Source organism: Streptomyces sp. CBMA152 (genome assembly GCF_014596475.1).
Lineage (GTDB): Bacteria > Actinomycetota > Actinomycetes > Streptomycetales > Streptomycetaceae > Streptomyces.
Genome location: NZ_MECJ01000028.1, coordinates 428,699 through 451,860 on the forward strand (window position 1 = coordinate 428,699; position 23,162 = coordinate 451,860).

General features: G+C 71.7%; 16 protein-coding genes. 6 read left to right on the forward strand and 10 right to left on the reverse strand.

Annotated features, from left to right (window positions below):
* Positions 1-128: 128 nt before the first annotated feature.
* Genes BG418_RS25470 through BG418_RS25480 form a run of 3 tightly spaced genes read right to left on the reverse strand, consistent with a single transcriptional unit; the run spans position 129 to position 4,788 of the window.
* Positions 129-1,241, reverse strand: coding sequence for a VWA domain-containing protein (locus BG418_RS25470; protein ID WP_188276584.1), 1,113 nt, complete (start codon positions 1,239-1,241; stop codon positions 129-131).
* A gap of 56 nt (positions 1,242-1,297) precedes the next feature.
* A complete protein-coding gene (locus BG418_RS25475; RefSeq protein ID WP_188276300.1) occupies positions 1,298-3,688 on the reverse strand; it encodes a DUF5682 family protein in 2,391 nt (796 codons plus the stop codon).
* Positions 3,685-4,788: an AAA family ATPase gene (locus BG418_RS25480; RefSeq protein WP_188276301.1), complete on the reverse strand. Its 1,104-nt coding sequence runs from the start codon at positions 4,786-4,788 to the stop codon at positions 3,685-3,687. Before BG418_RS25480 ends, BG418_RS25475 begins: the two co-directional genes overlap by 4 nt.
* A 128-nt stretch (positions 4,789-4,916) precedes the next feature.
* Here BG418_RS25480 and BG418_RS25485 point away from each other — a divergent pair, with 128 nt between their 5' ends.
* Positions 4,917-6,290, forward strand: a complete 1,374-nt coding sequence (locus BG418_RS25485; protein ID WP_188276302.1) for an SWIM zinc finger family protein — start codon at positions 4,917-4,919, stop codon at positions 6,288-6,290.
* Between the two features lie 60 nt (positions 6,291-6,350).
* On the forward strand, positions 6,351-7,994 hold the full coding sequence (locus tag BG418_RS25490) for a DUF5691 domain-containing protein (RefSeq protein ID WP_399000418.1): 1,644 nt from the start codon (positions 6,351-6,353) through the stop codon (positions 7,992-7,994).
* A gap of 281 nt (positions 7,995-8,275) precedes the next feature.
* Here the strand turns inward: BG418_RS25490 and BG418_RS25495 are convergent, their stop codons facing one another.
* Positions 8,276-8,689 (reverse strand): cobalamin B12-binding domain-containing protein, encoded by a 414-nt coding sequence (locus BG418_RS25495; protein ID WP_188276303.1) that lies wholly within the window; start codon positions 8,687-8,689, stop codon positions 8,276-8,278.
* Between the two features lie 350 nt (positions 8,690-9,039).
* On the opposite strand from BG418_RS25495, the gene BG418_RS25500 reads away from it, so the two are divergent.
* Both BG418_RS25500 and BG418_RS25505 read left to right on the forward strand, forming a co-directional pair.
* Positions 9,040-9,861, forward strand: coding sequence for an alpha/beta fold hydrolase (locus tag BG418_RS25500; protein WP_317453755.1), 822 nt, complete (start codon positions 9,040-9,042; stop codon positions 9,859-9,861).
* A 264-nt stretch (positions 9,862-10,125) separates the two neighbouring features.
* On the forward strand, positions 10,126-11,535 hold the full coding sequence (locus BG418_RS25505; RefSeq protein WP_188276304.1) for a M23 family metallopeptidase: 1,410 nt from the start codon (positions 10,126-10,128) through the stop codon (positions 11,533-11,535).
* A gap of 71 nt (positions 11,536-11,606) precedes the next feature.
* Here the strand turns inward: BG418_RS25505 and pcrA are convergent, their stop codons facing one another.
* On the reverse strand, positions 11,607-14,081 hold the full coding sequence (gene pcrA / locus BG418_RS25510; protein WP_188276305.1) for a DNA helicase PcrA: 2,475 nt from the start codon (positions 14,079-14,081) through the stop codon (positions 11,607-11,609).
* Between the two features lie 201 nt (positions 14,082-14,282).
* Between pcrA and BG418_RS25515 the strand changes: the two genes are divergently transcribed.
* Positions 14,283-15,434, forward strand: coding sequence for a C40 family peptidase (locus BG418_RS25515; RefSeq protein ID WP_188276306.1), 1,152 nt, complete (start codon positions 14,283-14,285; stop codon positions 15,432-15,434).
* Between the two features lie 37 nt (positions 15,435-15,471).
* On the opposite strand, the gene BG418_RS25520 is transcribed toward BG418_RS25515, so the two are convergent.
* Entirely contained in the window at positions 15,472-15,825 is a 354-nt protein-coding gene (locus BG418_RS25520; protein ID WP_188276307.1) for a hypothetical protein, read from the reverse strand.
* Between the two features lie 329 nt (positions 15,826-16,154).
* On the opposite strand from BG418_RS25520, the gene BG418_RS25525 reads away from it, so the two are divergent.
* Positions 16,155-17,237 (forward strand): NlpC/P60 family protein, encoded by a 1,083-nt coding sequence (locus BG418_RS25525; RefSeq protein ID WP_188276308.1) that lies wholly within the window; start codon positions 16,155-16,157, stop codon positions 17,235-17,237.
* A gap of 21 nt (positions 17,238-17,258) precedes the next feature.
* On the opposite strand, the gene BG418_RS25530 is transcribed toward BG418_RS25525, so the two are convergent.
* The 4 genes from BG418_RS25530 to BG418_RS25545 form a co-directional block, all read right to left on the reverse strand.
* A complete protein-coding gene (locus tag BG418_RS25530; protein WP_188276309.1) occupies positions 17,259-18,395 on the reverse strand; it encodes an esterase family protein in 1,137 nt (378 codons plus the stop codon).
* A gap of 47 nt (positions 18,396-18,442) precedes the next feature.
* Positions 18,443-19,717: an esterase family protein gene (locus BG418_RS25535; protein ID WP_188276310.1), complete on the reverse strand. Its 1,275-nt coding sequence runs from the start codon at positions 19,715-19,717 to the stop codon at positions 18,443-18,445.
* Positions 19,718-19,819: 102 nt separating this feature from the next.
* Positions 19,820-20,872, reverse strand: coding sequence for a hypothetical protein (locus BG418_RS25540; protein ID WP_188276311.1), 1,053 nt, complete (start codon positions 20,870-20,872; stop codon positions 19,820-19,822).
* 26 nt (positions 20,873-20,898) lie between these two features.
* Positions 20,899-23,160: a hypothetical protein gene (locus tag BG418_RS25545; protein WP_188276312.1), complete on the reverse strand. Its 2,262-nt coding sequence runs from the start codon at positions 23,158-23,160 to the stop codon at positions 20,899-20,901.
* Between the last annotated feature and the right edge of the window lie 2 nt (positions 23,161-23,162).

Here is a 23,162-nt window from a genome sequence, read left to right on the forward strand (position 1 = left end):
GTCACTGAGGGAGGCGTACACGGTGACCGGGTACGCGGCATGTCCGTCTCGCAGGTTATCCCCGCAGGACCGACCTCCCTAAATCGCAGATCACACCTGAGCGGTGATACCTGTCACAGATCACCTGCTCACAGCGTGTCAGGTATCGGCAGCGGGCGCTTCTCGACAGCCGCCGCCATGATCGTCGGGAACAAGTCGGGGGTGCAGGCGAAGGCGGGGGCGCCGAGCGCCGACAGGGCCGCCGCGTGCTCGTGGTCGTACGCCGGAGTTCCCTCGTCGGACAGGGCGAGCAGCGCCACGAACTGCACTCCGGACGCCTTCATCGCCGCCACCCGCTTCAGCATCTCGTCCCGGATCCCGCCCTCGTAAAGATCACTGATCAGTACGACGACGGTGTCGGCAGGACGGGTGATCTGCGACTGGCAGTAGGCGAGGGCGCGGTTGATGTCGGTGCCGCCGCCGAGCTGGGTGCCGAACAGGACGTCCACCGGGTCGTCGAGCTGGTCGGTGAGGTCGACGACGGCCGTGTCGAAGACGACGAGCCGGGTGGCGATCGAGCGCATGGAGGCGAGGACCGCGCCGAAGACCGAGGCGTAGACGACCGAGGCGGCCATCGAGCCGGACTGGTCGATGCAGAGCACCACGTCCTTCTTCACTGACTGCGCGGCCCGCCCGTAGCCGATGAGCCGGTCGGGGACGACCGTGTCGTACTCCGGGAGGTAGTTCTTGAGGTTCGCCCGGATCGTGCGGTCCCAGTCGATGTCCCGGTGGCGGGGCCGGCTGATCCTCGCCGAACGGTCCAGCGCCCCCGTGAGCGTCGCCTTCGTGCGGGTCGCGAGGCGCTTCTCCAGGTCCTCGACGACCTTGCGGACGACCGCGCGGGCGGTCTCCTTGGTGGTCTCCGGCATCGCCTTGTTGAGCGAGAGCAGCGTCCCGACGAGGTGCACGTCCGCCTCGACGGCCTCCAGCATCTCCGGCTCCAGGAGCAGCGCGGACAGCCCGAGCCGGTCGATGGCGTCGCGCTGCATGACCTGGACGACCGAGGTGGGGAAGTACGTACGGATGTCGCCGAGCCAGCGGGCGACGCTCGGCGCGGAGGCGCCCAGGCCCGCGCCCCGGTCCCGCGCCTTGTTCCCCGGCGCGCTGCCGTAGAGCGCGGAGAGGGCGCCGTCCATGGCGGCGTCGCGTCCGGCGAGCGCGCAGCCGGTGCCGTCGGCGCCCTGCTCGCCGCCGAGGACCATCCGCCAGCGGCGGAGCCGTTCGTCGGGCTGTGCTGCGGCATCTGTCGCGTTCGCGTTCAATTCCCCACCCCCGCAAGGTTGTTGCCGTCCTGCCGGTCGAGCAGCAGTCGCAGCAGTGGCTCCATCGCGTCGGCCCGCTCCTCGTCGAGCGCGGCGCCGAAGCCGGGCGCGCCGCTTCCGGACGGAGCCGGACCGCCGGTGCCCGGACCGCGCCGGACGAGCTCGCCCAGCGTGCGGCGCACACCCGGTTCGTACGCCGAGAACGTGCGCCGCAGCAGCGGCAGTACGTCGGTGAACGCGTCGGCCGGGACCCCCGTCAGCCAGGTGTCGACCAGGGCGAGCAGCCGCTCGTCGTGGACCAGGAGCATGCCGCCGCCGGACGCGCCGCCGACGAACCCCTCTATCCAGGCCGCCGCGTCGCCGGGCGGTGTGCCCACCGACAGGGCGAGGCCCATGTATCGCTCGGCCTCACTCGCGTCGAGCCGCCCGTCGTCGAGGAGCAGCCGGACGGCCCGGCCCCGGATCTCGCCAGGGACGGAGTCCCGCCCGGCGAGCTTGGCGAGGACCCCGGCCCAGCGGTCGCGCAGGGTCGTGGAGCCCTCGGGCGCGTCCGGGAGCAGGGACATCGCCGCGTGGACGCCGTCGACACGGCGGCGCATCGCGGTGGCCCCGTCGGCGTCCAGGCCCGTGCACGCGGGCGGCAGGCCGACGCAGATCCGCTCGGCGAGCCCGGTCGCGACCTCCGCGAGCGCCGCCGTCCGCGTCCCCCGCACATCCCCGTACCGCAGGGTGCGGGCCAGGGCGGGCAGGGCCTCGGCGAGATGGGCGACGTCCGTGTCGAGCGCGGCCCGGTCGGCGAGCGCGCGCATCAACACCGGGAGCGCGTCGGAGAGTTCGGCCAGCAGGCACCGCTCGGCGAGCGCGGTGATCTCACCGAGGACGGTCGCCTCGGCGGCGTCCGCCTCGGCCCGTGCGGTGGCGGCGGCCTCGACGGTCGTGCCCCACACCCCCGCCTCGGCGACCCGTACCGAGAGCTCCGGCTCCCAGCGCAGCCGCCAGCCCTCGCGGAAGGTGCCGGTGCTGCCCCGGCCGTCGGCCCGCTCGCCCCAGTCGACGCCGAGCAGCCGCAGCCGGTGCAGCAGACGGCTGCGCGCAGCGTCCGTCTCCTTGCGCAGATCGAGGTCCAACTCCCGTTCCAGCGCCTCCGGTTTGAGCCGCAGGGTGCGCTGGGCGCGGGTGAGGTCGCGCTGGAGCGGCACGGCCGGGGCCGCGTCCGGGACCTCGCCGAGCACATCGCCGACGACGAGCCGGTCCTGGATCAGGGCGAGCGGGACGTCGGAGCCCTCGCACATCACCGCCCGCACCGCGTCGGTCGTCTCGGCGAGACCCGGCAGCGGGCGCCCGCGCATCGCGGCGAGCGTCCCGGCGAGCCGGACCGCCTCGATGACGTGCGCGGACGACACCTGCCGGTCCTCCTCGCGGAGCAGCCCGGCGACCTTGGTCATCCACCGCTCGACGGGCCGGTCCCGGGCCGCGAACAGATGCCCGTACCAACCGGGCGAGTCGATGCCCGCGCCGTAACCGCTGCGCCGGGCGAGACGCCGGTGCGTCCAGGGCACCCAGGTCAGCTCGGTCTTCGCCTTCGGGAGCCCCTTGAGCAGGGCCCGGTCGGCGCCGACCGCGACCTTGGCGGCGAGTGCGGGCACATGCCAGGCACCGCAGACCACGGCGACCTCGTCCCCGAACTCCCGCCGGGCAGCGCGCAGTTGCTGCCGCATGTACGCCTCGCGGACCAGGTCGCGCGCGTGCCCGCCGTCGCCGTACGCCTCGCGCAGCGCGGTCATCGCCTCACCGAGGACGACGAAGGGGCTGTACGGGTCGTACGAGTCGGATGTGCCAGGCAGGTCGGGTGAGTTGTGCGGGTCGGGGGTGTGCTGCCGGGTGCCGTCGGGGTGGCGGTGCTCGACGACGTCCTCCCACCAGCGCTCCGGGTCGTCGTATCCGGCGGTCTCGGCGAGCAGGCCGATGGGGTCGATCCGCAGCCCGTCCCCTTCCTTGTCTCCGTCCGGCCGCTCCCCCTCCGACTCCGGCTCCGGTTCCGCCGCCAGCGAATGGGCCGCCGGAAGGTCGATGAAGCGGACCTCGGCGCCCGCGTCCAGGGCCCAGCGCAGCGCCACCCACTCCGGCGAGAACTCGGCCATCGGCCAGAACGACGCCCGGCGCGGGTCGTCCACCACATGGGCGAGCAGCGCGACCGGGGGCCGCATGTCCGGGTCGGCGGCGAGCGCAAGCAGGGCGTCGGCCTCGGGCGGACCCTCGATCAGTACGGCCCGGGGCCGCGCGGTGTCCAGCACGGCCCGCACCGCCCGCGCCGACCCGGGACCGTGGTGCCGCACCCCGAGCAGCCAAGGCCCTGCGGGCGCATCCGGCCCGGTGGAGGTCGTCACGCCGACACCTCGCGGCAGGCCCGGTAGAAGTCCTTCCAGCCGTCGCGCTCGCGGACCACCGTCTCCAGGTACTCCTGCCAGATGACGCGGTCCGCCGCCGGGTCGCGGACGACCGCGCCCAGGATGCCCGCCGCCACGTCGCCGGAGCGCAGCACGCCGTCGCCGAAGTGCGCGGCAAGGGCCAGGCCGCCCGTCACCACCGAGATCGCCTCGGCTGTGGAGAGCGTCCCCGAAGGGGACTTGACCTTGGTGCGGCCGTCTCCGGTGACCCCGTCCCGCAGCTCCCGGAAGACCGTGACGACCCGGCGGATCTCGTCCATGCCCTCGGGCGCGGCGGGCAGGTCGAGGGAGCGGCCGAGCTGGTCGACGCGACGCGAGACGATGTCGACCTCCTCGTCGGTGGTCGCGGGCAGCGGCAGCACCACCGTGTTGAACCGCCGCCGCAGCGCGCTGGACAGCTCGTTCACCCCCCGGTCGCGGTCGTTGGCGGTCGCGATGAGGTTGAAGCCGCGTACGGCCTGGGTCTCCTCGCCCAACTCCGGGATGGGCAGGGTCTTTTCCGACAGGATCGTGATCAGCGTGTCCTGTACGTCGGCGGGGATACGGGTCAGCTCCTCGACCCGGGCCGTCATCCCCTCGGCCATGGCCCGCATGACCGGGCTGGGCACCAGCGCGTCGCGGCTCGGGCCGTGCGCGAGCAGTTGCGCGTAGTTCCAGCCGTACCGGATCGCCTCCTCCGGCGTGCCGGCCGTGCCCTGCACCAGCAGCGTGGAGTCACCGCTGACGGCGGCGGCCAGATGCTCGGACACCCACGTCTTGGCCGTGCCGGGGACGCCGAGCAGCAGCAGCGCCCGGTCGGTGGCGAGCGTGGTCACGGCCACCTCGACGATGCGGCGCGGGCCCACGTACTTCGGCGTGATCACCGTGCCGTCGGGCAGCGTGCCGCCGAGCAGATACGTCGCGACCGCCCACGGCGAGAGCCGCCAGCGGGCGGGCCTGGGCCGGTCGTCGGCGGCGGCCAGCGCGGTGAGTTCATGTGCGAAGGCGTGCTCGGCGTGCGGCCGCAGGGCCTGCGCGGCAGCGGTTGTGGACGTGGTCATGGATCCCCCTCCAGATCAGTCGACCCGATGTGGTTTCCACGGTGCACCACGCCACTGACAATCGACCTGGCGGCAGGGGAAAGTGCAGGTCAGGGCGATTGTCAGTGGGGGCATCTACCTTCGAGAACATGAATCAGCAGGGGGTGCGCTGGACGGCGGAACAGGTGCTGGCTCTGGCTCCTGACGATCCGTCACGAAAGGCGGGAAGCAGACTCGGCACGGCCGGACCGTGGTCGCAGAGCGGCTGTGCCAACTCAAGCGTGTGGGGCCTGTGCAAGGGCAGCGGCAGCAGGCCCTACCAGACGGTGATCGACACGGGCGGCCCCGGCACGGGCGGCCTCGGATACAAGTGCAGCTGCCCGAGCCGGAAGTTCCCGTGCAAGCACGCGCTGGGGCTGCTGCTGCTCTGGGCGGCGGACGAGTCGGCGGTGCCGGACGGCGGGACGCCGCCCGACTGGGCCGCGCAGTGGCTGGACGACCGGCGCGCGCGGGCGGAGAAGAAGGGGAGCGAGGCGGCGGGACCTGCGGCCGAGCGGACCGCCGACCCGGAGGCGGCCCGGCGCCGCGCCGAGCGACGGGCCGAGCGGGTCACGGCCGGGGCGACGGAGCTGGAGCAGCGCCTTGAGGACCTGCTGCGCGGAGGTATCGCGGCGGCGGAACGGCCGGGGTACGGGCTGTGGGAGGAGACGGCGGCCCGCATGGTCGACGCCCAGGCGCCCGGACTGGCAGGCAGGGTAAGGGAGTTGGGCGCGATACCGGGCTCGGGGCCCGGCTGGCCGGTGCGGCTCCTGGAGGAGTGCGCGCTGCTGCATCTGCTCGACCGGGCCTGGCTCGCCCGGGAGCGGCTGCCGGAGCCCCTGGCCGCGACGGTCCGCGCGCGGGTCGGGGTACCCACGCCGCCGGAGGGGCCGCCGGTGCGGGACACCTGGCAGGTCCTCGCCCAGTACGACACGGCCGACACCAAGCTGACCACGCGTCGGATATGGCTGTACGGGCGGGATTCGGGCCGCTCGGCGCTTCTGCTCGACTTCGGCGCGGCGGGCCGGGCGCCCGAGCTCGCCCTGCCGGTCGGCCTCGCGATCGACGCCGAGCTCACGCCGTACCCGGGCGGCGGGCAGCTGCGGGCCGCCCTCGGCGAGCGGTACGGGGCGCCGCTCCCGGCCCCGGGCCCGCCGCCCGGCGGCTCGACGACCGAGGCACTTGAGCGGTACGGGCGGACGCTGCGGGACGACCCGTGGTTGGACGCCTGTCCGGTGACGCTGAGCGGGGTCATACCGGTGCCGCCCGGGGAGACCGGCGGCGATGGCTGGCAACTGGCCGACACCGACGGTGAGTTGGCGCTGCCCATGGCCCCGGGCGCGGCCACCCGTACGGGCCTGTGGCGGCTCGTCGCGCTCTCCGGCGGCGGCCCGGTGACGGTCTTCGGCGAGTGCGGCCACCGGGGGTTCGCCCCGCTGGCGGCGTGGCAGCCGGGGTCGCCGGAAACGGTGTCGCTGCTCTGACAGGGAGCGCCGAAGTTCGTAACCGCGTACGTGAGGAAGGAAGGGGGAGGTCGCGTGCCTGTGTCCGCATCCGTGAAGGAGGTCGCGTCCGTGGAGGGAAGCGAGACCACCGGGGGCGGCTCCTGGGAGGAGTTGGTCACCGCCGCGCTGCTCGGGACCGAGCGGCGGCCCGCCGCCGGGGAGCCCGCCGCGCTGCTCGACGACGCCGCGCGGCGGACCGTCCGGCGCAGAGCGGGCCTGGTGCCCGCGCCCGCCGCCGTACGGCCCGAGAAGGCGCCGGACGATGAGCGACCGCACCTGCCGCAGGCCGCGCGGCGTCGGCTCGGGCAGTTGCTGGCGGACCGTTCGGCGGCGGCCCACTCGTCGGGGCGGCGGGGGGCCGCGCCCGATCTCGCGGAGCTGCTGCCGCAGTGGCTGAGCGCGGCGGGCGAGCGGGGGTTCCGGACGCCGCCCGAGCTGCTGCCCGCGTTGCTCGACGCGGCCCGGGCGCGTACGGATCTGCGGCCGCAGGCGCTGGCGTTCGCCGGGTCGCGGGGGCTGTGGCTGGCCCGGCTGAACCCGGAGTGGCGGTTCGCGCTGCGCGGCGGTACGGGCACGGCGGCCCTGCCCGACGTCTCGGATCCGGAGGCGGTGCGGCGGCTGTGGGACGAGGGGCTGTTCGCCGAGCGGGTGGCGCTGCTCACGGCGGTACGGGCGTACGAGCCCGGGGCCGCACGGCAGTTGCTCGCCACGACGTGGGTGGCCGAACGCGCCGAGGACCGGCTGATGTTCGTCGACTCACTGCGCACGGGGCTGTCGGACGCGGACGAGCCGTTCCTGGAACAGGCGCTGTCCGACCGCAGCCGTAACGTCCGGGCCACCGCCGCCGAGCTGCTGTCGGCGCTGCCCGCGTCCGCGCTGGCCGGGCGGATGGCGGCGCGGGCGGCGTCCTGCGTCGGGCTCGACCGCTCGGGGGACAGGGACGGGGCGCGCATCGTGGTGGAGGCACCGCACGAGTGCGACGCGGCGATGCAGCGCGACGGGGTGGTGCCGAAGCCGCCGGCCGGGCGGGGTGAACGGTCATGGTGGCTGGGCCAGTTGGTGGAGGCGGCACCCCTGGGCGGCTGGTCCGGCCGGCTCGGCGGGCGCACCGCGCGCGAGATCGTGGCGCTGCCCGTCGCCGACGACTGGGGGGACGAGCTGCACGCGGCGTGGTGCCGGGCGACGGTGCGGCAGCGGAACGCCGAGTGGTCGCGGGCCCTGCTCGGCGCGCCGTCCGCGCCGCCGGGCGGGGACGGTGGGACGGTGTCGCTGGCCGAGCGGGCCAAGCTGCTGTCGACGCTGCCGGAGTCGGAACGGGCCTCGTGGGTGGCCGTGTTCATAGCCGCGCACGGCTTGTCGGAGGCGTTCCAGCTGCTGGGGGTGTGTCTGGTGCCGTGGTCCACCGCGCTCGGGCGTGCGGTGGTGGACGCGCTGGAGATCGCGCGGGACGCGGGGAGCTATCCGTGGAGCTTCAGCGGGGTGATGGGGCTCGCGGAGCGGTGCCTGGATCCGGGCGAGGCGGTGCGTCTCGACGCGCTCACCGCGATACCTCCGGAGGAGGAGGGGGCGTCTCCCGGGGCGGGCGGGTACTGGGCGGAGGCGTTTCAGCGGCTGGTGGGGACGTTGCGGTTGCGCGCGGCGATGCTGGCGGAGTTGGTTCCCCCACCCCGCCCGTTCCCTTAACCCTCCGGGGGTGGATGGGGGTGGAGGTGGGTTTCCCGGGGGCTACGCCCCCGGACCCCGCTGGGGGTGGGGGGGTAAGCGGGGCTTCGCCCCTGCACCCCGCTTCGGCTGCGGATCGTGCTGGGTTGCTCGCGCAGTTCCCCGCGCCCCTAGGAGGGCCCGAAGGGCCCAATAAGGGGCGCGGGGAACTGCGCGACAAGCCCCCACCGGTGGTCAGTCAAAGAACCCGGCCGCCCGCCCAGGGCCTTCGGGAAGGGGCGGGGTGGGGGCGAAACCGCCGCCTACGACGTCGTCGCCTCGCGGACGTTCGCGTTGACCCAGTCCACGATCGACGTCGTCGTCGCGCCGGGGGTGAAGATCTCGGCGACGCCGAGGGACTTCAGGGGGGCGATGTCGGCCTCCGGGATGATGCCGCCGCCGAAGACCTTGATGTCCTCCGCGTCGCGCTCCTTGAGGAGCTCGATGACCTTGGCGAACAGGGTGTTGTGGGCGCCGGAGAGGATGGAGAGACCGATCGCGTCGGCGTCCTCCTGGATGGCCGTGTCGACGATCTGCTCGGGCGTCTGGTGCAGCCCGGTGTAGATGACCTCCATGCCGGCGTCGCGCAGCGCCCGGGCGATGACCTTGGCGCCCCGGTCGTGCCCGTCGAGCCCCGGCTTGGCCACCACCACGCGGATCGGACCGGTCACACCCATCACTGCCTCCACACGACCACACGAGGTGAACAAACTGAAGTGAACGAACGTTATCTACAGCATCCCGCAAGCCGCCGTTTCACGGTGGACAGCGAGGGGGAAATCACACGGTGGGACATGTTCGTTTTGCGTCGCCTACCCGATTGTCCGCCGCCCGTCGGCCGGATCGACCGGGACGGCTGCAAGGGGAGCCGCTCTGAAGGAAGGTGCCGGACCACCGTGCCGTCAGCCGCACCGCACGGTGGTCCGGCCCCGGCGTTCTGGCGAGCGCGGTGTCGACGAGGGGCGCCCCATGAGGGCACACGGGGGACAGAGTCGTCCTCCCGGCGTGCCGTTCGGGAGGTCGGTCCGTGCAGTTCCTTCTCTTTCTTCCGCTGTATCTGCGCCGCGCGTGGGTATCCGCCGCGCTGCTGCGGGCCACGGCGCTGGAGCTCGCCGTCCTCGCCGGCCATCTCGTCCTCTATCCCTCGGGCATGGCCCCCGAGCGCAGAGACCCCGTGGCCGACGACTCCCCGCAGCTGCCGACGGCCGGGCGCGCGCATCCGCCGGTCGTCCTGCTGCACGGCTTCATCGACAACCGCTCGGTCTTCGTCCTGCTGCGCCGCGCCCTGAGCCGGAACGGCTGGCGCCATCTGGAATCGCTCAACTACTCGCCGCTGACCTGCGACATCCGCACCGCCGCCGAGCTCCTGGGCCGCCATATCGAGGAGATCTGCGCGCGCACGGGACACGCAGAGGTGGACATCGTCGGCCACAGCCTCGGCGGCCTGATCGCCCGCTACTACGTACAGCGCCTGGGCGGCGAGGCCCGCGTCCGTACGCTGGTCACGCTCGGCACCCCGCACGCGGGGACCCGCTCGGCCCACCTGATCAGCGCGCACCCGATCGTCCGCCAGATGTGCCCCGGCTCCGACGTCGTCGAGGAGCTGCGCCGCCCCGCCCCCGGCTGCCGGACCCGGTTCATCAGCTTCTGGAGCGATCTGGACACGCTGATGGTCCCGATGGAGACGGCCCGTATCGACCACCCGGATCTGATCGTTCAGAACGTACGGGTGTCGGGCATCGGGCACCTGGCCCTGCCGGTCCACCCGGCCATCGCGACCGGCATACGGCAGGCGCTGACCGAACAGGAGGAGAGGGCCGACGGGCGCGAGGCGTTCTCGGTCGCGTGAGCCGCCACCCACTTCACCCCGAGCCTCACTCCGAACCCGGCTTCACGACCGTAAATCTCGAACAGTCGTCGAACGCAGAACCAAGGCTCTGTCCACAGTCCGCCGAAAGACGCTGATTGCCCGTTTCCGGGGCCAAGAAAACCTCCGGAAGATTGTCGCTGTCGCGTACCGCCGGGTACAGTCACGCCACTGCTTCCCCCACTGGGAGCCCCTTCCCCAGGGCTTCCAGACCCAGGTCCTGTTGCCGAGGCGAGAGAGAAGTTGGTGACTGACCAGCACGCCCACGCCGGGTACGCCGGATACCACGGCTATTCCACGGCGGACGCCCCCGTCGACTTCTCCGCCGATTCGGCCGCCGACCCGCTCTTCGGTGCCCTGCCCGGCAGTTACGACAGTTACGAGACGGGCCAGTGGGACGTCTACGGCGCGCAGCAGTACCAGCAGCACGCGTACGACACCACCGGGCAGTGGACGATCCCCGCCCAGTCCGCCGGTCCCGATGTCACCGGCCAGTGGGACGCGAACGCCTGGAACCAGGCGCAGCAGACAGGGCAGTTCGAGACCACCGCGTTCGCGTACGACGCCGCCTATGACACGACTGGCCAGTGGGCCGTGCCCGGCGCGGCCTACGGGACCGGTGCGTACGGCGAGACCGGTACGTACGACACCACCGCCTGGAACGTGGGCGTGGAGGCGCAGGTCAGCGCGCCCGAGCACAGCGAGCACGCTGAGCACGTCAAGAACGCAGTGCAGAGCACCGCGCAGTTCTCCGTGATCGACCTCGACGCGGTCGAGGACCAGGAGTTCGCCGCGCCGGACACCGAGACCTCCCAACACCCGTTCCCCGAGGCCGAGTTCGCGCCCGAGCCCGCCCCGGTCACGGCCGACCCGGTCGAGCCCACTCCTCTTTCATCCCGCCGCGCCTCGGGCAGCAACCGCGGTCGCAGGCGCACCCCCGCCAAGCGGTCCGCGCTGCTCACGGTCGCGGTGCCGTCCATCTGCGTGATGGGCGTCGCCGGAGTCGCCGCCGCGTCGGTGAGCGGGCTCGGCGGCGAGAGCAAGGGCGACGACACGGCCGTCACCGCGTCCGACCCGTCGTCGGTCAAGCCGGTCGCCGCCAACAGCAAGCTGGACACCCAGCTCGCCAACCTCAGCGCGGAGGCGGGCAGCTTCGCCGACCGCGCCAGCCGTACGCAGGAACGCCTAGACCTCAAGGCGCGCCAGCAGGCGGACAAGCAGCGCAAGGCGGAGGCGGCGGCGAAGAAGGAGGCCGCGCGCCCCAAGTACCTGCTGCCGGTGACGCAGAAGGGCCTGAGCGCGTACTTCGGGCAGGCGGGCGTCAACTGGATGTCGGTGCACACCGGCATCGACTTCCCGGTGCAGTACGGCACTCCGGTGATGTCGGCGATCGACGGCACGGTCCGTACGCAGTGGAACAGCGCCTACGGGAACATGGCCATAGTGACCGGGGCCGACGGCACCGAGACCTGGTACTGCCATCTCTCCAGCACCAAGATCCGCTCCGGCCCGGTCAAGGCCGGTGACGTCATCGCGTACTCCGGGAACTCCGGCAACTCCACCGGCCCGCACCTGCACTTCGAGGTGCGCCCCGGCGGCGCCTCGCCGATAGACCCCCTGCCGTGGCTGCGCAGCCACGGGCTCGACCCGACGTAGACCGGGCCCGTCCGCTCACCCGCAGAAACGATGTGGAGCTCCAAGCCCAGAAGGGCTTGGAGCTCCGGTGCTCACAGCTTCTCGACCGGTGCGTACCGCAGCAGCAACTTCTTCGGGCGCTCGTCGCCGAAGTCGATCGTCGCCTGCGCGTCCGACCCCGAACCCGTCACCGACATCACCGTGCCCAGACCGAACTGGTCATGGGTGACGCGGTCGCCCACCGACAGCGCGATCACCGGCTTGTCGCCGGTGCGCCGGGTGGCGAAGCCGGAGGGGCCCGAGCGCGAGCGCGAAGACGACAGCGCGCCCGCGATGCCACCGCCGAGCCCCTTGCCCGAGACCGGTCCGGCCGGGGCCGCCATCGGGCCCGTCCGCTTCCACTCCAGGTGCTGGACCGGGATCTCCTCCAGGAACCGGGACGGCGGGTTGTACGCGGGCTGGCCCCAGGCGCTGCGCATCGACGAGCGCGTCAGATACAGCCGCTCACGCGCACGCGTGATGCCCACGTACGCGAGGCGGCGCTCCTCCTCCAGCTCCTTGACCTGGCCGAGCGCGCGCATGTGCGGGAAGACGCCGTCCTCCATTCCGGTCAGGAACACCACGGGGAATTCGAGGCCCTTGGCGGTGTGCAGCGTCATCAGCGTGATGACACCGCTCCCCTCCTCGTCCTCGTCCGGGATCTGGTCCGAGTCGGCGACCAGGGCGACCTGCTCCAGGAACTCCGCGAGGGTCGGGGTGCCCGCGGCCTCGGTCTCGCCCTCCGCCTCGCCCCGGGCCTGCTCGAACTCCAGGGCCACGGCGGCGAGTTCCTGGAGGTTCTCGATCCGGGTCTCGTCCTGCGGGTCGGTGGAGGCCTGCAACTCGGCCAGGTAGCCGGTCTGTTCGAGGACCGCCTCCAGGACCACGGCGGGGCCCGCGCCCGAGTCGACGACGGTGCGGAGGTCGTCCATCAGCTGGTTGAAGCGCTTCACCGCGTTCGCCGAGCGCGCCGCCATTCCGTACGCCTCCTCCACGCGGCGCAGCGCCTGCGGGAAGGTGATCTTCTCGCGGAGCGAGAGCGCGTCGATCATCGCCTCGGCGCGGTCGCCGATGCCGCGCTTGGGCACGTTGAGGATGCGGCGCAGTGGCACCGCGTCCTCCGGGTTGGCGAGAACGCGCAGGTAGGCGAGGACGTCGCGGACTTCCTTGCGCTCGTAGAAGCGGACGCCGCCGACGACCTTGTAGGGCAGACCGACCCGGATGAAGATCTCTTCGAAGACTCGGGACTGGGCGTTGGTCCGGTAGAAGATCGCGACGTCGCCCGCCTTGGCGTCGCCCGCGTCGGTGAGCCGGTCGATCTCGTCGGCGACGAACTGCGCCTCGTCGTGCTCGGTGTCGGCGACATAGCCGGTGATGCGCGCGCCCGCGCCCGCGTCCGTCCACAGGTTCTTGGGGCGGCGGCTCTCGTTGCGCTCGATGACCGCGTTGGCGGCGGACAGGATCGTCTGCGTGGAGCGGTAGTTCTGCTCCAGCATGATCGTCGTCGCGTCCGCGTAGTCCTCCTCGAACTGGAGGATGTTGCGGATCGTCGCGCCCCGGAAGGCGTAGATCGACTGGTCGGCGTCACCGACCACGCACAGCTCGGCCGGGGCCTCGCCCTCGCCGGCCGGGCCGACCAGCTCGCGCACCAGCGTGTACTGCGCATGGTTGGTGTCCTGGTACTCGTCGACCATGACGTGGCGGAAGCGGCGGCGGTAGTGCTCGGCGACGTCCGGGAACGCCTGGAGCAGATGGACCGTCGTCATGATGATGTCGTCGAAGTCCAGCGCGTTGGCCTCGCGCAGCCGCGCCTGGTACATCGCGTACGCCTGCGCCAGCGTCTTCTCGAAGCCGTCGACGGCCTGACCGGCGAAGGTCTCCTCGTCGATCAGCTCGTTCTTCAGGTTCGAGATCTTGGCGCTGAAGGACTTCGGCGGGAACTTCTTGGGGTCGAGGTCGAGGTCGCGGCAGACCAGCGCCATCAGACGCTTGGAGTCGGCCGCGTCGTAGATCGAGAACGACGAAGTGAAACCGAGCTTCTTGGACTCGCGGCGCAGGATGCGCACGCACGCGCTGTGGAAGGTCATCACCCACATCGCGTGGGCGCGCGGGCCGACCAGCTGCTCGACGCGCTCCTTCATCTCGCCCGCGGCCTTGTTGGTGAAGGTGATCGCGAGGATCTGGCCGGGGTGGACGCCCCTGGTGGCCAGCAGGTGGGCGATGCGGTGGGTGAGCACCCGGGTCTTGCCGGAGCCCGCGCCGGCCACGATGAGCAGCGGGGAGCCCGCGTGGACCACGGCCGCGCGCTGGTTCTCGTTCAGCCCTTCAAGCAGGGTCGCCGGGTCGACCACCGGGCGGTGGGCGCCGTCCCGGTAGTACGCGTCGTGGCTCGGCGGCGCGTCGAACCGGCCCTGGAACAGGTCGTCCGGCACCTGCTCCGGCGCCGGGCCGTCCTCGGGCGGCGGCGGGTGCTCCTCCTCGGAGGGCTGGAGGTCCGCCAGGAAGCTGTCGTCAAAGAGGCTGCTCATCGTCTCCCGAGTCTAGGACCCCGCTCTGACACTCCGCCGCCGCCTTCGCAGAGACGGTCGACGACTACGCACGGTGAAGGTCACGGGAATGTATCGGGCCTGTCGGACATCAACCTTCCCAGCGGGCACACCAGTTGGCTAGCGTGCCGCCTCAGCCGGGGAACGCCCCCGTCCGGAACGATCCGGAAGGAGGTGTCGGCCTTGCCTTCGCATCGCAAGCCGCGCACCCGAATACGTACGGCCACGCCCGCCGTCGGCATCACCACGGCCGCGCTCGCCTCGGTGGGCCTGCTGGCCCAGAGCGCGAGCGCCGCTCCCGGCGGGCCGACGCCCACGGTCGAGGAGGTCCAGCGCAAGGTCGACGACCTCTACCGGCAGGCGGGCACGGCCACCGAGAAGTACAACCGGGCCAAGGAGAGCGCCGACCAGCAGCGCGAGAAGACCGACGCGCTGCTCGACCAGGTCGCCCGGGGCACCGCCCGGCTGAACGACACCCGCCGGGTGCTGGGGAGCTACGCCGCCGAGCAGTACCGCACCGGCGGCATGACCTCCACGATGACGCTGATGCTCGCGGACGACCCGCAGACGTTCTTCGACCAGAACCAGCTGATGAAGCAGCTGACCGGCCGCGAGGAACAGGCGCTGCGCACCTTCGAGACCGAGCGCGCGGCCAACGCGAAGCAGCGCGCCGAGGCGAGCCGGAGCCTGGCGCAGCTGACCGCCTCGCAGGAGGCCCTGCGGACCGGCAAGCGGGACGTCCAGGCGAAGCTGGCCGCCGCGCGCACCCTGCTGAGCACGCTCACCGCGCAGGAGAAGGCCCGGCTCGCGGCCCTGGAGAAGGCCAAGGAGGACGAGGCGCGGCGCAAGGCCGAGGAGCTGGCGGCGCGGCAGGCGGCGGCGAAGAAGGCGGCGGATGCCGCGGCCGCGGCCCGTAAGCCGTCGTCGGGCTCGACCGGTACGGGAGGCGGTACGGGCTCCACGTCACCCTCGGCGCCCTCGTCGTCCACCAAGGCCGACAAGGCGCTCGCGTTCGCCCGCGCCCAGATGGGCAAGCCGTATGTGTGGGGCGCGGTCGGGCCGTCCTCGTACGACTGCTCGGGGCTCACCCAGGCCGCCTGGAAGGCCGCCGGGGTGGATCTGCCGCGTACCACCTGGGACCAGGTCAACGTCGGCACCCGGGTCGCCACGGCCGATCTGCGCCCCGGTGACCTGGTGTTCTTCTACGACGACATCAGCCACGTCGGGATGTACATCGGCAACGGGATGATGATCCACGCGCCGCACCCGGGTGCGTACGTACGCGAGGAGTCGATCTACTACATGCCGATCTACGGGAGCGTGCGCCCCGCGTAGCGGTCAGCGGAAACGATCAACCGGCCGACGCCGCGGGTCACGTCCAGAGCGTCGCGATGAAGATGTTCGCCATCGTCAGGCCGCCCACCGCGCCGAACAGGGCCTTCTCGACCTTCTCGTCGTCCCGCTTCACATAGACCGCGCCCAGGATGACCACCAGGATCGCCAGCTTGAGGCCGATCTTGGCGGTGTTCAGGGTGTTGTCGTCGGCCTGGTTGAGGCCGACCAGGGCCACGCCCGTGACCAGCATGGTCAGCGCGCCGTGCAGCATCGCGGGCACGAAGCGCGCGGTCCCGGCACCCATCGCCTTCATCTGCGTCAGAAAGCCGCCGAGCAGCGAGGCGATGCCGATGATGTGCAGGGCGACGAAGACATTGATGAGTACGTCCATGGAATCGGAGCCTAACGACCCCGGGTCACGGCTCGGCAGCCAGGTGGGGGTCTCATCCGGCGCTTCGGTCACAGCCGCACCGTAAAAGGGGGCCGAGCCAGCGACACTCCGGTCACATACGGTCATTCAGGCACCGGAAGAGAACACTTCCCTTCATTGGCTCACTCGCCCGTGTCACCGAGGTTTAGCGTCCTCCACCAGGTGACCGGACTCCCCACCGCCGCCCCCTACCGGGCGGCCATCGGTCACCACGCCGAGAGATCCGGCGGCGGGCCGTCCCCCCTGTGCGGTCCGTCGCCGGATGCGAACGGAAGGACGTGAAGGCCCTAGTGGCTGCACACCGAAAGCCCAGGCAGCACCCGCTCACCGGCCCCGCCGCCCGCACCGCGGCGACGCTGGCCCTGGCCGGGGCCGCCACCGCCACCGCCTTCGAGGGCACCGGCCACGCCGAGCCCCGCCTCACCCCCGCTCAGGTGAAGGCCAAGGTGGACAGGCTGTACCAGGACGCGGAGGTCGCCACCGAGGCGTACGACGGCACCAAGGAGAAGGCCGACGAGACGCAGAAGTCCGTCGACGACCTCCAGGACGAGGCCGCCCGCAAGACCGACCGGCTCAACATCGCACGCAACGCGCTGGGCTCGATCGCCACCGCCCAGTACCGCACCGGCGGCATCGCCCCCGCGCTCCAGCTGATGCTCTCCTCGGACCCGCAGCAGTACCTCGACGACGCGGCGTTCGAGGAGCGGGCCGGGGACCGTACGGCGAACGCCGTGGCCGGGGTCCGCAAGCAGCTCGCCGAGCTGAAGCGGCTGCACACCAACGCGGACGGCCGCCTCGCCGAGCTGCGCGGCCAGCAGGCGCAGCTCAAGCGGCAGAAGGAGAGCATCAAGTCGAAGCTCGACTCGGCCCAGGCGCTGCTGTCCCAGCTGACCGCCGAGGAGCGGACCGCGTACGAGGGCCAGGACGGCGCCCGTACCGAAGGCTCCGCAGCCTCACGCGCCAGCCGCTCCTCCTCCGGAGATGCCTCGCCCGCCGTTCCCGACGGCCTGCTCCCGGCCCCCAGCGGGCGCGCGGCGGCCGCCGTCGCCTACGCCTACGCGGCGCTCGGCAAGCCGTACGTGTGGGGTGCGACCGGGCCGTCCTCGTACGACTGCTCCGGGCTCACCCAGGCCGCCTGGGGCGCGGCGGGCGTCTCGCTGCCGCGGACCACGTACACCCAGATCAACTCCGGGACCCGGGTCTCCCGTTCCGCCCTGGCCCCGGGGGACCTGATCTTCTTCTACTCGGGCGTCAGCCATGTCGGGCTGTACATCGGCGGCGGCCAGATGATCCACGCGCCGCACCCGGGGGCGCCGGTGCGGATCGCGCCGATCGACCAGATGCCGTTCGCGGGGGCGACCCGGCCGGCGTGACGGCCTATTACTCCGGGCGGGTCAGACGCCGTTGGCCGCCGCGACCTTGCCCGCCCCGCCCATCTCCTTCGTCAGCCAGCGGAAGACGTCCGGCACCTGGTGCTCCCAGACGCTGCTGCGGTGGCCGCCGCCGTTGAGGCGTACGACGTGGACGACGGTCGGGGCCTTGGCCGCCTTCTTGAGCGCCATGCCGTCGTTGTAGCCGTCACCCATCTCGCCGGAGACGAAGAGCGAGGTCAGCGGCGGGGTCTTGGCGTTCTTGAGGATCCACAGCGGGTTGGACTCCTGGCGCAGCTTCGGGTCGTGCGCGGTGATCGAGGCGCCCTCGGCGGCCGGGTCGTTGTAGCCGGAGAGGTCGACGCCGGCCCGGTAGCGGTCGGGGTGCTCGATGGCGAGCTTGCCCGCGCAGTGGCCGCCCGCCGAGTACCCGGCGACGGCCCAGCCGTCGGCCCCGGTGTCGGCGCGGAAGTTGTCGGTGATCATCTTGCGTACGTCGACGCTGATCCAGGTGTCGGCGTTGACGACGCCCGGCACATTGGCGCAGCCGGTGTCCTTGCCGTCGAGCAGCGTGGTGCGCGGCGAGACCAGGATGAAGGGGGCGACCTCGCCGCGCTGCATCATCGGGGTCAGCTGCTTCTGGGTGTGCAGCGTGCCGAACCAGGCGCCGATGGACCCGGGGTAGCCGGGCAGCAGCTCGACCACGGGGAAGGTCTTGTCCTTGTACGCGGGGTCGTTGTACTGCGGCGGCAGCCAGACCGCCACATCGCCCTCGACGCCGGAGATCGCGCCCTTGAGCGTGGTCTTCATGACGCCGTCGCCGACCTTGCCCTTGTACTCCTTGAAGTTCTGCTTCACCTTCGGCGCCGAGGCGGCCTTCTTGCCGCCGGTGCCGTCGGGGCCCAGGTCCGGAGCGGCGTTCACGTGGTTGCCGGTGCCGAGCAGGTCGTCCCAGTTGTCGTAGAGCCCGTTGGCGTTGTTGACCATCACGAAGACCACGAGGACGGCGGTGAACTGGGCGAACAGCAGCATGCCCAGCCGCGAGGCCCCGCGCACCACGGCCGGGCCGCCGATCCTGCTCCACAGGAACAGGGGCAGCAGCAGGGCCACCGCCGCCACGACGACGGCGGTCAGCAGGAACGGGGTACCGGTCAGGCTCATCACACGGGAGAAGAGCCGGTTGTACGAACAGGAGTTGCCCCGCTTGACTAGGGCTTTACCTTTTCGGTACTTGCGTCGGCGGTGACGGGGCGGGGCGACGGGGTCGCGAGGGGGCGGCCCGGCCCGTGCGGTGCGGGCCGTCCGCCGGGCAGGTGGGCGCTCGCCGGGGCTCCGCTCGGCCGGGGGCCGCCCGGGGGCGGGCTCGGGACGGGGCCGTCGAGCACGCCGCTGAGCCAGCGGAAGGCCTGCGGCACCAGCGGCTTCCAGCTGGTGACCCGGTGCCCGCCGGTGGTCCGCACGGCGGTGACGGAGGTCGGCGCCTTGGCGGCCCGCTGAAGCGCGAGGCCGTCGTTGTAGCCGTCGGCGGGCTCGCCGGTGAGATAGAGCGAGGTGAGCGGCGGGGTCTTGGCGTGCGCGATTATCCACAGCGGGTTGGTCTCCCGCCGCAGCCGCGTGTCATGGGCGGCGACCGAGGAGGGCTCGGCGCCGGGGTCGTTGTAGCCGGAGAACCCGATGCCCGCGCGGAAGCGGTCCGGGTGCTCCAGGGCGAGCTTGGCCGCGCAGTGCGCCCCGGCCGAGAACCCGGCGACGGCCCACCCGGCGGAGCTCTTCTGCGCCCTGAAGTTGTCGGTGACCATCTTGCGCACGTCGACGCTCAGCCAGGTGTCGGCGTTGACGACGCCCGGAACGTTGACGCAGCCGGTGTCCTGGCCGGGCAGCAGCGTGGTGCGCGGCGAGACCAGGATGAACGGTGTGGCCTCGCCGTTCTCCGTCATCGGCCTGAGCTGCGTCTGTACGTCGAGGTTGCCCCACCAGTCCCGCGCGGACCCGGGGTAGCCCGCGAGCAGTTCGACGACGGGGAAGTCCTTGTTCTTGTACGCCGGGTCGTCGTACTGCGGCGGCAGCCACACGTACACCTCGCCTTCCGCACCCGACAGCTCCCCCTTGAGGTGCGTGCGCCGCAGGTCCGGCCCGATGTCGGGGTCGTCGGTGACGGGCGTGAAGGTCTGCCGCACCCGGGGCGAGTCGGCGATGTTCCGCCCGCCGGTGCCGTCGGCGCCGAGGTCGGGGGCGGCGGTGACATGGCTCTCGGTGCCGAGCAGATCCCCCCAGTTGTCGTACAGCCCGTACTGGTCGTTCACGGCCACGAACACCGCGACGATCGCACTGGTCTGCGCCACCATCACCATCACGAGCCGCACGGCCCCCCGCACCACCACGGGCCCCCCGACCCGCCCCCACACGAACAGCGGCACGAGCACGGCGAGCACGGCCACGATGAACGCGGCGGCGAGAAACGGAGTACCGGTCAGGCTTGTCACGTGGAGATAGAGGGTGAGCTACCTGTCCGGGTTGACTGGTTTGCCTGGTTTTTACGTGAGAGGTGTTACGCAGGGGGTATGCGTGTCGGCTTACGTACGGGCCTACTTGCGGAGGCTCTTGGGCGGGGAGCCGACGTTCGTCAGGGCCTCGTCCAGCCAGTCCTTCCCGACCCGGGCCGAGGACGCGACCTGGCTCAGCGGCTTCGCCACCGACTCGGCCGAACGGCCGCTCGCCTTCACCAGGATGCCCACCATGGATTCGGTCTGCTTGCCCAGGGCCGGGAAGCCGCCGCTGCCGGCGCCCCGCTCCCAGGTGCGGGTGATGTAGTGCGCCGGGTCGGCGGAGTACGCCGGAACCGGACTCGTGTCCGCGTCCGAAAGACCCTTCACCGCATCCGCCTTCCACTGCGTCGCCTCGCTCGTCGAGCGGGCGGCGAGCACGTCGTCGGCGATGCCGTCGAGCAGGCCCATCGCGGTGGCGGTGCCGTTGACCGGCACGGAGACATCGGCCCCGGACGACGTCTTGGTGATCCGCGCCAGATCGTCCGCCGAGCGCGCGGTCTCCGCCTTGCGGAGCGTCGCGTACGCGGCGGGGTCGTCGGACACCGCCCGCATGACCAGGATGAGCGGCTGGTTGGCCACGGGCATGCGGACAACGCCCTTGTCGTCGCGCCACGGTCCGCCGTCCGGTCCGGCGTGCTTGAGATATTCGGCCGACTCGACGTAGTGCACCAGCATGGTGTGCACGTCGGTCGAGTAGTCGGCCAGCAGATCCGCGACCGTCTGGCGCAGGGGCGCCGCGATGTCCGCCCTGCTGCGGTCCCGGAAGTCGTCGTCGAGCGTGTTGATGAGGTCGCGCATCACCCCGGCCTGCTGGAGCGTGTGCCGCCCGGAGCCGTCCGAGGCCGCCGCCTTCTTCAACGCGGCGGCCAGATCAGGGCAGTTCATCCCCTTCGTGTCGGCGGGAGCCAGATCCTTCTGGATACGGGCGTTCTTGCCGACGGTGGCGCAGGACGGCTGCGCCCCGCCGCCGTCGGAGCGCAGCACGAGCCACGTACCCACCGCTCCGGCGAGAACGACGACGGCCCCGGTGAGGGCGAGCACCTTCACCGGCACCCGGCGGGCCTTCGGCTCCTGCGGAGCGACCGTCGCCACCTCTGTCTCCATTTACCTGCCCCGACTCAGTTGGTGGTGTCGGTGAGGTAGCCGCGCGCCATGGTCAGGCCGTCCGTGTGGCCGTGCATGATGTCGGTGATGAACCCGTTCACCTGCGTCTGCCCCTCCGGCGTGTTGGTGTTGTAACGCTCGCTCCCCCAGGCGCCCACGATCGTCTTCATCTGCGTGTCCGCCTGCATGAAGGAGTCGGAGATGCCCGCGTTGGCCTTCGAGTCGGCCTGGGCGCGCATCGCGTTGTCCCACTGGTAGGTGAGGGTGTCGACACCGCGCTGCAGGGAGTCGCCGAACGCGATGGTCGTCTCGCCCGCGGTGAGATAGAGCGGCGTGAGCGCGCCACCGATGACGTGGTACGCGACCTTCGCCTTCCAGTCGGCCTTCGAGTACTCGGCCGAGCGGGTGTCGTTGAGCACGTCCTCGCGTATCGCGGTGTACGTGCCGAGCACGGACCCCGCGTGGGAGAGCGGCACACTGCGGTCGTACCCCGTCGCCCCCGGCGGCATCTGGTGCAACTGCTGGTCGATGTAGCGCAGTTCGGTCTTGTTGAGGTCGGCGTACGCGTTCGGGTCGTCCGACAGGCCGCGCATGACCTGCACCAGCTTCTCCGGCGATGTCGCCAGATGCGCCTTGCCGTTCGCGTCCGTCCAGGATCCGTCGGCCAGGTGGTCGACGTATCCGCCGCCGGATCCGCCCAGGATCTCGTGGGTGTCCGGGGTGTACTCGGCGAGCGCCTTGGCCACCGGGTCGCGCAGGTCGGCCGGGACCGTGGTGCTGGTGCCCTGGTCCAGGTTCTTGATGATCGCGTCCATCACCCGTGCCTCGGCCGGGGTGTGCCCGGGCACCGGATACGGGTCCTGGTTCAGACCGAGCGGCGGGTGGCCCGTCGCCGCGGCCTCCAGCGCCGAGCCGAGCCCGGCGCGGGGGTTGGGGATGGGGACGTTCTGGGGGCCGCTGACCCCGGTGGCGATGGAGTGCGTGGGCCATTCCCGGCTGCCGTGTCCCTGGCCCACCAGGTACTGGAGGTGGTCGGCGCCGTCCTTGTTGGCCGGGTCGAAGAAGTACGTCGAGGCGTCCGGGTTCTTGCTCATGACGCCCATGAGCGCGTCGATCGGGTCCGGAGTGATGCCCTTGTACTCGGCGCCCCACGTGTCGAAGAGGCCGTGCTTCTGCGCCTTCTCGGCGGCGATCATGTGGTCGCCCAGGTCGTTCAGATACTGGTCGTCGTACGGGGTGCTGGCCTTCTGCATCAGCGTCGTGAGGATCTGGTACCCCTCCAGCGGCTGCTGCTTGCTCCCGTAGTTGTGGACGCCGGCGTCGTCCATCCCGGCCGTCCAGTCCTTGTAGAACTTCCCGTCGGCGCTGTCCAGCCACGCCTTGTACTTCTCGGAGCCCGGCGGCATGTCGGCGATCTTGCCGGGGACGGTGGTCGCCGTGGCGAGGGAGTCGGCGAAGCCCTGCTCGATGGTCGCGTAGTCGCCCTTGTGGTCCTTGTCCGAGAGCGCCCAGTCGTCGATGTGCCGGGTGAACTTGATCGCGCCGTCGGGGCCCAGACCCTGGAGCAGGGTCTGGGTGAAGACCTTGTCGTGGGCGTTGTCGCGGAACAGGGTCTCGGCCTCGGCCAGTTCCTGCGGGGTCAGCTTCTTGCCGTCCTTGACCTTGTCGGCGAGTTGGAGAGCCGCTTCGGCCTCGTAGTACTCCACGTCGCCGACGGCCTTGCCGTTGAAGCCGTTCGGGGTGCCGGAGAACGGGCCGGGGTCCGCCCCTACGGCCTCCAGGGCGATCTTCACGCCCTGGTCGGCGTCGTCCATGGCGGACACGGCCTGGGCGATGTGCTTGCTCCAGGAGTCCTCGACGTCGTGGAAATCCGGGTCGTGGCGCATCGCGTTGGCCGCCGCGGTGCTGACCTTGCTGAAGTCGAAGGTCGCGGAGCCCGTGTCGGAGACCTTCATCCCCGCCTTGATGGCGTCCTCCTTGGCGGACACCACCTTGGCCTTCAGGTCCACGAACTGCGTGTACGCGTCGCGCAGCAGCGACGCGACGGCCTTGGCCTCCGTCTGCGCGGCGACGTACTGGTTGTGCGTGGTCGCGAAGTTGGGCCGGGAGTAGAGCGAGGCCTGACCGGTCCAGGTGCCGTCCAGGCTCACGTTCTGGACCTGGTTCTTGTAGCGGTCCTCCAGCTTCTTGAACTCCCCCGCCATCGCGTCCCACTTGTCGGCGGCGGTGGTGAGCTGGGAGAGATCGGTCTTCATGATCTCTTCGTACGTCAACAAGA